This is a genomic window from Streptomyces sp. NPDC024555, assembly GCF_055559335.1.
This window is the reverse complement of record NZ_JBVHKV010000002.1, coordinates 62514-75338: the sequence shown is the minus strand read 5'-3', so window position 1 is coordinate 75338 and position 12825 is coordinate 62514. Positions and strand designations below refer to the sequence as shown.

11 protein-coding genes are annotated in these 12825 nt (G+C 70.5%); 8 read left to right on the top strand and 3 right to left on the bottom strand.

Features of this window, described 5'->3' with window-relative positions; translation table 11 throughout:
* Window positions 1-52 precede the first annotated feature (52 nt).
* A complete protein-coding gene (locus ACZ4FH_RS02955; protein WP_467301822.1) occupies window positions 53-655 on the bottom strand; it encodes an NADAR family protein in 603 nt (200 codons plus the stop codon).
* 189 nt (window positions 656-844) lie between these two features.
* Between ACZ4FH_RS02955 and ACZ4FH_RS02950 the strand changes: the two genes are divergently transcribed.
* The 8 genes from ACZ4FH_RS02950 (at window position 845) to ACZ4FH_RS02915 (ending at window position 10511) form a co-directional block, all read left to right on the top strand.
* Window positions 845-2359 carry a gamma-aminobutyraldehyde dehydrogenase gene (locus ACZ4FH_RS02950; protein ID WP_467301821.1) on the top strand — a complete coding sequence of 505 codons (1515 nt, stop codon included), beginning with the start codon at window positions 845-847 and terminating at the stop codon, window positions 2357-2359.
* Window positions 2360-2400: 41 nt separating this feature from the next.
* A complete protein-coding gene (locus ACZ4FH_RS02945; RefSeq protein ID WP_383644132.1) occupies window positions 2401-3648 on the top strand; it encodes an ABC transporter substrate-binding protein in 1248 nt (415 codons plus the stop codon).
* A gap of 49 nt (window positions 3649-3697) precedes the next feature.
* Window positions 3698-4846, top strand: a complete 1149-nt coding sequence (locus ACZ4FH_RS02940) for an ABC transporter ATP-binding protein (RefSeq protein WP_467301819.1) — start codon at window positions 3698-3700, stop codon at window positions 4844-4846.
* Window positions 4843-5769, top strand: coding sequence for an ABC transporter permease (locus ACZ4FH_RS02935; protein WP_467301818.1), 927 nt, complete (start codon window positions 4843-4845; stop codon window positions 5767-5769). Before ACZ4FH_RS02940 ends, ACZ4FH_RS02935 begins: the two co-directional genes overlap by 4 nt.
* The gene (locus ACZ4FH_RS02930; protein WP_383644123.1) at window positions 5769-6569 is read left to right on the top strand and encodes an ABC transporter permease; all 801 of its coding nucleotides are present in this window, start codon (window positions 5769-5771) and stop codon (window positions 6567-6569) included. The genes ACZ4FH_RS02935 and ACZ4FH_RS02930 overlap by 1 nt, the downstream gene beginning before the upstream one ends.
* Window positions 6570-6591: 22 nt before the next feature.
* Window positions 6592-8007, top strand: a complete 1416-nt coding sequence (locus tag ACZ4FH_RS02925; RefSeq protein WP_467301815.1) for an NAD(P)/FAD-dependent oxidoreductase — start codon at window positions 6592-6594, stop codon at window positions 8005-8007.
* 137 nt (window positions 8008-8144) lie between these two features.
* Entirely contained in the window at window positions 8145-8600 is a 456-nt protein-coding gene (locus tag ACZ4FH_RS02920; RefSeq protein WP_467301813.1) for a hypothetical protein, read from the top strand.
* A 78-nt stretch (window positions 8601-8678) separates the two neighbouring features.
* On the top strand, window positions 8679-10511 hold the full coding sequence (locus tag ACZ4FH_RS02915; RefSeq protein WP_467301812.1) for a chitinase: 1833 nt from the start codon (window positions 8679-8681) through the stop codon (window positions 10509-10511).
* A gap of 27 nt (window positions 10512-10538) precedes the next feature.
* Here ACZ4FH_RS02915 and ACZ4FH_RS02910 read toward each other — a convergent pair whose 3' ends face one another.
* Window positions 10539-11093: a phosphatase PAP2 family protein gene (locus ACZ4FH_RS02910; protein WP_467301811.1), complete on the bottom strand. Its 555-nt coding sequence runs from the start codon at window positions 11091-11093 to the stop codon at window positions 10539-10541.
* A 384-nt stretch (window positions 11094-11477) separates the two neighbouring features.
* Window positions 11478-12818, bottom strand: a complete 1341-nt coding sequence (gabT, locus tag ACZ4FH_RS02905; RefSeq protein ID WP_467301809.1) for a 4-aminobutyrate--2-oxoglutarate transaminase — start codon at window positions 12816-12818, stop codon at window positions 11478-11480.
* Window positions 12819-12825: the final 7 nt, after the last annotated feature.

Here is a 12825-nt window from a genome sequence, read left to right as displayed (position 1 = left end):
CCCCGGCCCGTGCGGGGCGGCAGGGTCTTCCCGCCGCCCCGCACGGGCCGTCTCATATCGCCCCGGTGTCCGCCCGCTCGCGCAGCACCGCACGGGCCTCCATCAGCGCGAAGCCCAGCAGATTCCGCCCGCGCCACCGCGCCGGGTCCTGCGCGCGGGGATCGTCGGCCGCCAGCCCGATCCCCCAGACCCGGTCCATCGGGCTGGCCTCGACCAGCACCCGGTCCCCGGTGGTGAGCAGGAAGGCGCCCAGCTCCGGGTGGCCGCCGAACTTGTGGACGCTGCCCTCGGTCACCAGCCGGTACCGCTCGCGCTCCCAGACGGACTCGTCGAAACCGCGGACCAGCCGGCCCACCTTCTTCGCCTCGGCCGGGCTCCTGGCCGCCACCGCCCGCTCCGCCGCCTCCGCGTCCCCGAAGAGCCGCGCCTTCCCGGCCATCATCCAGTGCTCCGCCGACGCGTACACCACACCGTCGACGGTGAACGGGGCGGGCCACCACTGGCTCAGACAGCTCGCGCCGATCCGGCCGTCCGGCCGCGGCCGGTGCCCCCAGAACAGCAGATACTTCGCCCGCTCACCGCGCGCGGTCCGCGCCACGAGCGCCTCGACGTCCCGGACGTCCCCGATGTGCTCCATGACACGCGAGTCTGTCATCCGCCACTGACACTCCGTACGGTGAATTCCGTGCCGACACGACACATGGTCGACAGATTCCGTCGCGTAACCAAAAGGCAACAACGGAATCACTTGTTGGGTCCGGCCCCCTCTGTCAGGATCGGCACTCAAATCGAGCAGAAGCTACGCCGCCCCCGGTCTGCGGGGACAGCGGCGGAGGAGAGCGTGATGGGCAAGGGCTTCCAGGTGCAGGACCGCTTCGCGGACGGCGCGCAGTACATCGGGGGAAAGCTGCGGTCCGGCACGTCGGGACGGACGCACGCCGTGGTGAACCCGGCGAACGGCGAGACCGTCTACACCTACGAACTGGCCTCGGCCGCGGATGTGGACGCGGCCGTGGCCGCCGCCCGCGCGGCCTTCCCCGGCTGGTCCTCGGCCACCCCCGCCGAGCGGTCCGAGGCCATGCACCGCTTCGCCGGGGTCCTGGCCGCCCGCGCCGAGGAGTTCGCGTACGCGGAATCCCTCCAGTGCGGCAAGCCGGTCAGGCTCTCCACCGAGTTCGACGTCCCCGGCACGGTCGACAACACCGCCTTCTTCGCCGGGGCGGCCCGCCATCTGGAGGGGAAGTCCGCCGCGGAGTACGACGGCGACCACACCTCGTACGTACGGCGCGAGGCGATCGGCGTCGTCGGCTCCGTCGCGCCCTGGAACTACCCGCTCCAGATGGCCGCCTGGAAGGTGCTGCCGGCCATCGCCGCCGGGAACACCATCGTGCTGAAGCCCGCCGAGATCACCCCGCTGACCTCGCTGATGTTCGCCCAGGCCGCCACCGAGGCCGGGATCCCGGACGGCGTCGTCAACATCGTCACCGGCACCGGCAAGGAGGCCGGGGAGCACCTCGTCGGCCACCCCGACGTCGTGATGACCTCCTTCACCGGCTCCACCGCCGTCGGCAGGCGCGTCGCGGAGATCGCCACCGCCACCGTCAAGCGGCTCCACCTGGAACTCGGCGGCAAGGCCCCCTTCGTCGTCTTCGACGACGCCGATCTGGAGGCCGCCGCCAACGGCGCGGTCGCCGGCGCCCTCATCAACACCGGCCAGGACTGCACCGCGGCCACCCGCGCCTACGTCCAGCGCCCCCTGTACGACGCCTTCGTCCGCGAGGTCGCCGCCCTCATGGAGACCGTCCGGGTCGGTGACCCCTTCGCCCCGGAGACCGACCTCGGCCCGCTGATCAGCCACGTCCAGCGCGACCGGGTGGCCGGCTTCGTCGAGCGCGCCCGCGGCTACGCCACCGTCGTCACCGGCGGCGAGGCCCCCGGCGGCGCCCTGGCCGACGGCGCCTACTACCGGCCGACCCTGGTCACCGGGGCCGCGCAGGACAGCGAGATCGTCCAGTCCGAGATCTTCGGTCCGGTCCTGGTCGTGCTGCCCTTCGACACCGACGACGAGGGCATCGCCCTGGCCAACGACACCCCCTACGGACTCGCCGCCTCCGCCTGGACCCGCGACGTCTACCGGGCGGGCCGCGCCACCCGCGAGATCAAGGCGGGCTGCGTCTGGGTCAACGACCACATTCCGATCATCAGCGAGATGCCGCACGGCGGATACAAGGCCAGCGGCTTCGGCAAGGACATGTCGGCGTACTCCTTCGAGGAGTACACGCAGGTCAAGCACGTCATGTACGACAACACCGCGGTGGCCCGAAAGGACTGGCACCGCACGATCTTCGGGGACCGATAGACCGGCCCCAGGGCCGACACCCACCCGGAAGGGCAACGCGCATGGAGCAGTACGAGCCCGAGCGTCTCTCCGCGGCCCAGCTGGCCGCGATGCGTCGCACACTGACCAACGGCAGGGGAGCCCTCACCCGCCGCTCGCTGCTGCGCGCCTCAGGCATGGGCGCGCTGGCGATCGGCGGACTGGGCACCCTGAGCGCGTGCGGCATCCCCGCCGCCCAGCGCCAGGGCGACGCCGAGGCCTCGGACGACCACTCGGCCAAGGAGAAACAGGTCAACTTCTCCAACTGGACCGAGTACATGGACGTCACCGAGGACGGCAAGCACCGGCCCACCCTGGAGGCGTTCACCAAGCGCACCGGGATCAAGGTCAAGTACACCGAGGACATCAACGACAACGTCGAGTTCTTCGGGAAGATCAAACCGCAGCTCGCCGCGGGCCAGGACACCGGACGCGACATCATCTGCGTCACCGACTGGCTGGCCGCCCGCATCGTCCGCCTGGGCTGGGCGCAGAAGCTCGACCCCTCGCACCTGCCGCACGCGTTCGCCAACCTCTCCGACCAGTTCCGCGCCCCCGACTGGGACCCGGGCCGCGCCCACTCCTACCCCTGGGCCGGGATCCCCGCCGTCATCGCGTACAACTCCAAGGCGACCGGCGGGCGCCGGATCGACTCGGTCAGCCAGTTGCTGGACGACCCGAAGCTCAAGGGCCGGGTCAGCTTCCTGTCGGAGATGCGCGACTCCATCGGCATGACCCTGCTCGACATGGGCAAGGACCCCGCCCACTTCACCGACGCCGACTACGACGCCGCCATCGGGCGGCTCCAGAAGGGCGTCGACCGCAACCAGATCCGCCGCTTCACCGGCAACGACTACACCGCCGACCTGGACAAGGGCGATATCGCCGCCTGTGTCGCCTGGGCCGGTGACATCATCCAGCTCCAGGCCGGCAACCCGGACATCAAGTACGCGATCCCCGCCGCCGGCTACGTCATCTCCAGCGACAACATGCTCGTCCCCGCGGGCGCCCGGCACCGCACCAACGCCGAACGGCTCATGGACTACTACTACGAGCCCCCGGTCGCCGCCCAGCTCGCCGCGTACATCAACTTCGTCTGCCCGGTCGACGGGGTCCGCGAGGAACTGGCCAAGATCGACCGCTCGATGGCGGACAACCCCCTGATTCTCCCGGACAAGGAGATGGCGGCCAAGTCGCACGCCTTCCGTTCCCTCACCTCCGAGGAGGAGACGGCGTACGAGGAGAAGTTCGCCAAGCTCATCGGCGCCTGACGCCGGGCCCTCCCCCTGATCTCCCTCTGACACACTGGGACCGCGATCCATGACACAGCAGCAGACAGGCGGCGATGTCCGCCTCACCGGGATCAGCAAGACGTACGGCTCCTTCGCCGCCGTCCACCCGCTCGATCTGACCGTCCCGCAGGGCTCCTTCTTCGCGCTGCTCGGCGCGTCGGGCTGCGGCAAGACCACCACCCTGCGGATGATCGCCGGGCTGGAGGAGGCCACCACCGGCACCGTCACCCTCGGCGGCACGGACATCACCGCCCTGCCCCCGTACAAGCGGCCGGTCAACACCGTCTTCCAGAGCTACGCGCTCTTCCCGCACCTGGACATCGCCGAGAACGTCGCCTTCGGACTGCGCCGGCGCGGCATCAAGTCGGTGAAGAAGCAGGTCGACGAGATGCTGGACCTCGTCCAGCTCGGGGACTTCGCCAAGCGCAAGCCGCACCAGCTCTCCGGCGGCCAGCAGCAGCGCGTCGCCGTCGCCCGCGCCCTGATCAACCACCCCCGGGTGCTGCTCCTCGACGAGCCGCTCGGCGCCCTCGACCTCAAGCTCCGCCGGCAGATGCAGCTCGAACTCAAGCGCATCCAGACCGAGGTCGGCATCACGTTCATCCACGTCACCCACGACCAGGAGGAGGCCATGACGATGGCCGACACCGTCGCCGTGATGAACGCCGGACGGGTCGAACAGCTCGGTGCCCCCGCCGAGCTGTACGAGAACCCGCGGACCACCTTCGTCGCCAACTTCCTCGGCACCTCCAACCTCATCGAGGGCGAGGTCGTCTCCGCCGGGGACGAGATCACCGTCTCGGCCGGCGGCGGGAAGCTCCGGCTCCCGGCCGGACGCTGTTCGGGCCCCACCGACAAGGGCGGCAAGCTGCTCCTCGGCATCCGCCCGGAGAAGATCTCGCTCAGCCGCGCCGACGAGGCCGACGCGATAGCCGACGGACGCAACCGGGTCACCGGCCGGATCGTCGACTCCAGCTTCATCGGGGTCTCCACGCAGTACGTCGTGGAGAGCCCGGCGGGCAAGGCCCTGCACGTGTACGAGCAGAACGTCGAGTCCCGCTCCGGTCTCACCCCCGGGGCCGAGGTCGTGCTGCACTGGAACCCGGACCACACCTTCGGTCTGGACGCCGCCCAGGACATCGCGGCGGGTGTGGAGACGGTGGAGGACGCGGCGTGAGCCCCACCCAGGAGGCACCGCCGGCCCCCGCCGCCGAGCCGGTCGTGCGCAAGCCCTCCACGCGCAAGCGCCTCGTGCCCTACTGGCTGCTGCTCCCCGGCATCCTGTGGCTCGTCGTCTTCTTCGCCCTGCCGCTGGTCTACCAGGCCTCCACCTCCGTACAGACCGGCTCCCTGGAGCAGGGCTTCGAGGTCACCTGGCACTTCCGGACCTACTGGGACGCGCTGGCCGACTACTACCCGCAGTTCATCCGCTCGCTGCTGTACGCCGGCACGGCGACGCTCCTGTGCCTGCTGCTCGGCTATCCGCTCGCCTATCTCATCGCCTTCAAGGCGGGGCGCTGGCGCAATGTGGTGCTGGTGCTGGTCATCGCCCCGTTCTTCACCAGCTTCCTGATCCGCACGCTGGCCTGGAAGACGATCCTCGCGGACGGCGGCGCGGTCGTCGACGTACTGAACACGCTGCACGTCCTGGACGTCACCAGCTGGCTCGGCTGGACCGAGAACAACCGGGTGCTGGCCACGCCGATGGCGGTGGTCTGCGGTCTGACGTACAACTTCCTGCCGTTCATGATCCTTCCGCTCTACACCTCGCTGGAACGGATCGACGGGCGGCTCCACGAGGCCGCCGGGGACCTGTACGCCACCCCCGCCACCACCTTCCGCAAGGTGACGTTCCCGCTCTCCATGCCGGGTGTCGTCTCCGGGACCCTGCTGACCTTCATCCCGGCCAGCGGCGACTACGTCAACGCGGAACTGCTGGGCTCCACCGACACCAAGATGGTCGGCAGCGTGATCCAGACCCAGTTCCTGCGCGTGCTCGACTACCCGACGGCGGCCGCGCTCTCCTTCATCCTCATGGCGGTCGTCCTGATCGTGGTCACCGTCTACATCCGCCGCTCCGGGACGGAGGACCTGGTCTGATGCCCGTACTGCGCTGGCTCCGACGCCACCTGGTCGTCATCGCGGGTCTGCTGACCCTCGCCTACATGATCCTGCCGAACATCGTGGTGATGGTGTTCTCCTTCAACAAACCGAAGGGGCGCTTCAACTACGCCTGGCAGCACTTCTCCCTGGACGCCTGGAAGGACCCCTGCGGCGTCGCCGACATGTGCGGCTCGCTCTCGCTCTCCCTCCAGATCGCGGTCTGGGCCACGGTCGGCGCGACCGTGCTCGGCACGATGATCGCCTTCGCCCTGGTCCGCTACCGCTTCCGGGCGCGCGGCGCGATCAACTCGCTGATCTTCCTGCCGATGGCGATGCCCGAGGTCGTCATGGCGGCCTCGCTGCTCACCCTGTTCCTCAACATGGGCGCGCAGCTCGGCTTCTGGACGATCCTCATCGCGCACATCATGTTCTGCCTCAGCTTCGTCGTGACGGCCGTCAAGGCGCGCGTCATGTCGATGGACCCGAGGCTGGAGGAGGCGGCCCGCGATCTGTACGCGGGACCGGTGCAGACGTTCCTGCGCGTGACCCTGCCCATCGCCGCCCCCGGAATCGCCGCGGGAGCGCTGCTCGCGTTCGCGCTCTCCTTCGACGATTTCATCATCACCAATTTCAACGCGGGCTCCACCGTGACCTTCCCCATGTTCGTCTGGGGTTCGGCGCAGCGCGGCACGCCCGTCCAGATCAACGTCATCGGGACGGCGATGTTCATCATTGCCGTCATGGTGGTTCTCGTCGGCCAGCTCGTCGCGAACCGGCGGAAAAACGCACGACCCTGAAAGTCCGAAGGAGTTGGAAACCATGGCCCCCGTTGCCATGCGTACTGCTGCACACTCACTCTCCGACGCGAAGCCGGTGTCGTTCTGGCTCGACGACCCCGGCCGGCCCGAGGCCCTTCCCGCACTCACCGGGGCCGAACACTGCGATCTGCTCGTCATCGGCGGCGGCTACAGCGGTCTGTGGACCGCACTGCTCGCCAAGGAACGCGAACCGGAACGCGATGTCGTGCTGATCGAGGGCCACGAGACGGGCTGGGCCGCCTCGGGCCGCAACGGAGGGTTCTGTGCCGCCTCCCTCACCCACGGACTGCCCAACGGACTGGAGCGCTGGCCCGGCGAGATCGCCCGGCTGGAGGAGATGGGGGCCCGCAACCTCGACGCCATCGAGGAGGCGGTGGCCCGCTACGGCATCGACTGCGAGTTCGAGCGGACCGGCGAGATCGATATCGCCACCGAGCCCCATCAACTCGATGAGCTGCGGGAATGGCAGCGCGACGCCGAACGCCTGGGCTTCGGCGGAGTCGAGTTCCTGGACCGCGACGCCCTGCGCGAGGAGGTCGACTCGCCGACCTTCCTGGGCGGTCTGTGGGACCGCCGCGGGGTGGCGATGCTGCACCCCGCCAAGCTGGTCTGGGGACTGAGGCGCGCCTGCCTCGATCTGGGGGTGCGGATCTACGAGCACACCCGCGGACTGGAGCTCGCCAGAACCACAAGCGGAATGGCGGTGCGGACCCCGTACGGCAAGGTGTTCGCCCGCCGGGTCGCGCTCGGCACCAATATCTTCCCCTCGCTCGTGAAGCGGGTCCGCCCCTATACGGTCCCGGTCTACGACTACGCCCTGATGACCGAACCGCTCACCGAGGAGCAGCTCGCCGCCATCGGCTGGAAGAACCGCCAGGGACTCGGTGACAGCGCCAATCAGTTCCACTACTTCCGCCTTTCCGCGGACAACCGGATCCTGTGGGGCGGATACGACGCGATCTATCCGTACGGGGGCCGGCTCAGCGCCGACCTCGACCAGCGGCCGGAGACCTTCCTGAAACTCGCCGGGCAGTTCTTCACCTGCTTCCCGCAATTGGAGGGGGTGCGCTTCAGCCACGCCTGGGGAGGCGCGATCGACACCTGTTCGCGTTTCTCCGCCTTCTTCGGTACGGCGCACCAGGGCCGGGTCGCCTATGCCGCCGGATTCACCGGGCTCGGCGTCGGAGCCACCCGTTTCGGCGCCGATGTGATGCTCGACCTGCTCGCGGGCGAGCGGACCGAGCGCACCGCGCTGGAGATGGTGCGCAGCAAGCCGATGCCGTTCCCGCCGGAGCCGCTGGCCTGGGCCGGGATCGAGCTGACCAAGCGGTCCCTGGCCAGGGCGGACGCCAACGGCGGACACCGCAACCTCTGGCTGCGGACGATGGACCGCCTGGGCCTCGGCTTCGACAGCTGAACCCGCACGGCCCCGGGCCGTGACACAGCTCACTTCGGCCGCCGGGCCGAACCCGCGTAAGGGTTCGGCCCGGCGGCGCTCTTCTCCGTGGACGCACCGGCGATCGGAGCCGGAGCCGCACGGAGGGAGTACCGGTCATGGCGGGCACGGGGGTCAGGGCAGCGGTGGAGTGGCTGGCGTCGGCGGCGCCGGACCCCGGCGCCTGCCGGTGGGCGTGGGAGCGCGATCCGCTGCGGGTGGCGCTGCTTCCGGCCGGCCGGCGCTGGGACGTGCTGACGGTCGCGGGGGAGCCGGGCCGCGTCACGCTGGAGGTGCTCTTCCGTCTCACCGGCCGCCCGGGGCCGGTCCTCGCCGACTCCGGCAGCGGCCGGACCGGCTTCTTCGTGCCGCCGGGCACGGTCTCCCACTGGATGGGCACGGGGGTGCGCGGCGCGGGGGAGGGGAGCTGGATCGCGGTGCCCCGTCCGGGCCGGGCCGCGGGCGGTCTGCGCTGGCTGGTGCCGCCGGACGGCTCGGGCACGCTCACCGCTCCCGCCACCCTGGAGACCGCGATGCACGAGGCCGCGGCGGTGCTCCGGGGGTGGAGCGGCTGATGCCAGAGGTCTTGACAACCCGATTGGTCTGGACCATGTTGTGCGCCACCACCAATTCCCCCCTGCACGGAGGCCGTTGTGGAACGCACGGGACCCCCCGCCCGCATGACCGGACTTCTGGCCGCCTTCTCGGCCACCCTGCTGGCCGCCGGCGGACTGGCGGCAGCCGCGCCGTCCGCCGCCGCGGCCGACGGCGACCTGGCGCGCAACGGCACCTTCGAGGCCGGTCTGACCGGCTGGAACTGTTCGGGCGGCAGCGGAGCCGTCGTCAGCACCCCGGTGCACGGCGGCACCTCGGCGCTCAAGGCCACCCCGGCCGGCGCCGACAACGCCAAGTGCTCCCAGACCGTAGCGGTCAAGCCGGACTCCACGTACACGCTCAGCGCCTGGGTGCAGGGCAGCTACGTCTACCTGGGCGCCGAGGGCACCGGCACCACCGACGTCTCCACCTGGACCCAGTCGGCCGGTGCCTGGAAGCAGCTCACCACCACGTTCAAGACGGGCGCGTCGACCAAGTCCGTCACCGTCTACACCCACGGCTGGTACGGCACCCCCGCCTACTACGCCGACGACCTCACCCTCGTCGGCCCCGGCGGCGACCCGGTCGCGATCCCCGCCGCGCCCACCGGCCTCAAGACCTCGTCCGTGACGTCGTCCTCGGTCGGTCTGTCCTGGACCGGCTCCACCGGGGCCACCGGCTACAACGTCTACCAGGGCGGCACCAAGGTCGCCTCCACCACCGGCACCTCGGCGACCGTGTCCGGGCTGACCGCGTCGACGGCGTACAGCTTCCAGGTCTCCGCCACCAACGAGGCGGGCGAATCGGCGAAGTCCGGCACGGTCTCGGCGACCACCACCACGGGCGGCGGCGGGGGCGACGGAGGCAACTCCGGCCTGCCCGCCCACGCCCTCGTCGGCTACCTCCACGCCAGCTTCGCCAACGGCTCCGGCTACACCCGGATGGCGGACGTGCCCGACTCCTGGGACGTCATCGACCTCGCCTTCGGCGAGCCGACCTCCGTCACCTCCGGCGACATCCGCTTCAAGCTCTGCCCGGTCACCGAGTGCCCGAACGTCGAGTCGGAGGCCGAGTTCAAGGCCGCCATCAAGGCCAAGCAGGCCGCGGGCAAGAAGGTCCTGATCTCCATCGGCGGCCAGAACGGCCAGGTGCAGCTCTCCACCACCGCGGCGCGCGACACCTTCGTCTCCTCCGTCAGCAAGATCATCGACGAGTACGGGCTGGACGGCCTGGACATCGACTTCGAGGGCCACTCCCTCTCGCTGAACACCGGGGACACCGACTTCCGGAACCCGACCACACCGGTGGTCGTCAACCTGATCTCCGCGGTGAAGTCCCTCAAGGCCAAGTACGGCGAGAAGTTCGTCCTCACCATGGCTCCCGAGACCTTCTTCGTGCAGCTCGGCTACCAGTACTACGGCTCCGGTCCCTGGGGCGGCCAGGACCCGCGCGCCGGCGCCTACCTGCCGGTGATCCACGCGCTCCGCGACGACCTCACGCTGCTGCACGTCCAGGACTACAACTCGGGCTCCATCATGGGCCTGGACAACCAGTACCACTCGATGGGCGGCGCGGACTTCCACATCGCCATGACCGACATGCTGCTCACCGGCTTCCCGGTCGCCGGCGACCAGACCAAGGTCTTCCCCGGACTCCGTCCCGACCAGGTCGCGATCGGCCTGCCGGCCTCCACCCAGGCGGGCAACGGGCACACCTCGCCCGCCGAGGTCACCAAGGCCCTCAACTGCCTCACCAAGAAGACCGACTGCGGCTCCTACCAGACCCACGGAACCTGGCCGGCCCTGCGCGGGCTGATGACCTGGTCCATCAACTGGGACCGCTTCAACAACGGGGAGTTCTCGAAGAACTTCGACGCGTACTTCGGCAACTGACCCCGTACATCGGCGCGTGGCGGCCGGTCACGTACGCCGGAGGCGGCGGCTGACCACCCCGAGCGCCACCAGCACCACCGCGCACAGGCACCAGCTGCCCGCCACGTCCAGGGGCCAGTGGTAGCCGCGCAGCACCAGCCCGATGCCCGTCGCCACCGTCAGCAGGACGGAGGCGACGGGCATCGTCCATCGCCGCGCGGTGTACCGGGCCAGCAGCATCGCCGCCGCCCCGTATGCCACGGCGGCGGTCGCCGCGTGGCCCGACGGGTAGTAGCCGGTGTCCGGGGTCAGCGGGCCCGGCCGGGCCACCCACTCCTTCACCGGAACGACCAGCAGCGGCACCAGCCCCATGGCCAGGGCCGCGGCGAGCGGCGCCAGGCGCTCCCCGCGCCACAGGCACCACAGCAGCGCACAGCCCAGCACGGGCAGCGCGACCTGGGTGTTGCCGAGATCGGCCAGGAACTCGGTGAGCGGGCGCGGGCCGTGCCCGACGACGGCCCGCCCGACGCGCTCGTCGAGGCGGCGCAGCGGCCCGCCCGCGGCGACCTGCCAGGTGATCAGGGCGAACAGGGCCACCGCCACCGACACCAGGGAAACGAGAAGAGCCGTCCGTCCCGGAACAGGGGGGGGTGTTCCGGGACGGACGGCCGGACCGGTGCGCCGCGCGCCCCGGGGGGTGTGGGGCGGGCGGCCGTCCGATCGGTGAGGAGTTCCGGAGCCGGAGGCTCCAGTGGTGTGCGCGAAGGCACCACCGGGACGGTGCCGGGGAAGCCCCGACCCGGTGTCGCCCGCAGATTCCTGCGGGCCGGGTGTTTCTCTCATCTGCGGAAACCGTAGCGTCAGGCGGTGGGGACGGACAGCGGGAACGGTATCCCGCCATGGCCCCCGCACACCTTCTTCACAGGCCCCCACACGGGCACCGGGCATCCCCGGAGAAAACGCCGCGCGCCGCCCCCGGTCCCCGGATCAGATACGGGCGAACGCCTGCTCGATCACGTCCATGCCCTCGTTCAGCAGGTCCTCGCCGATCACCAGCGGCGGCAGGAACCGCAGCACATTGCCATAGGTGCCGCAGGTCAGCACGAGAACGCCCTCGGCGTGGCAGGCCTTCGCCAGCGCACCGGCCGCCTCGGGGTGCGGGTCCTTCGTGCCCGGCTTCACCAGCTCGATCGCGATCATGGCGCCGCGGCCGCGGATGTCGCCGATGATCTCCCCGTTCGGGAGCTTGTCCCGCATCTCGGCGAGCCGGCCCTTCATGACCTCCTCGATGCGCTTCGCCTTCCCGTTCAGGTCCAGCTCGCGCATCGTCTCGATGGCCCCGAGCGCCGCCGCGCAGGCCACCGGGTTGCCGCCGTACGTGCCGCCGAGGCCGCCGGAGTGCGCGGCGTCCATGATCTCGGCGCGCCCGGTCACGGCGGAGAGCGGAAGACCGCCGGCGATGCCCTTGGCCGTGGTGATCAGGTCCGGGACGATGCCCTCGTCCTCACAGGCGAACCACTGGCCGGTCCGGCAGAAGCCCGACTGGATCTCGTCGGCGACGAAGACGATGCCGTTCTCCGCGGCGAACGCGGCGATCGCCGGCAGGAAGCCCTTGGCCGGCTCGATGAAGCCGCCCTCGCCGAGCACCGGCTCGATGATGATCGCCGCGACGTTCTCCGCGCCGATCTGCTTGGTGATCTGGTCGATGGCCTGCGCGGACGCCTCGGCGCCGGCGTTCTCGGCCCCGGTCGGCCAGCGGTAGCCGTACGCCACCGGCACCCGGTACACCTCGGGCGCGAACGGGCCGAAGCCCTGCTTGTACGGCATGTTCTTCGCGGTCAGCGCCATCGTCAGGTTGGTGCGGCCGTGGTAGCCGTGGTCGAAGACCACCACAGCGGTGCGCTTGGTGTAGGCGCGGGCGATCTTCACCGCGTTCTCCACCGCCTCGGCGCCGGAGTTGAACAGCGCCGACTTCTTGGCGTGGTCGCCCGGGGTGAGCGCGGCGAGCTGCTCGCACACCTCGACGTACCCCTCGTACGGCGTGACCATGAAACAGGTGTGGGTGAAGTCCGCGAGCTGCGCGGAGGCCCGCCGCACGACGGCCTCGGCGGACGCCCCGACCGAGGTCACGGCGATCCCGGAACCGAAGTCGATCAGCCGGTTCCCGTCCACGTCCTCGATGATCCCGCCCCCGGCACGGGCGGTGAACACCGGCAGCGTGGACCCCACCCCGGCGGCGACCGCCGACAGCCGGCGGGCCTGCAGCTCCGCGGACTTCGGGCCGGGAATGGCGGTGACGACGCGGCGCTCCTGCGGGATAGCGGTCATGCGGGGC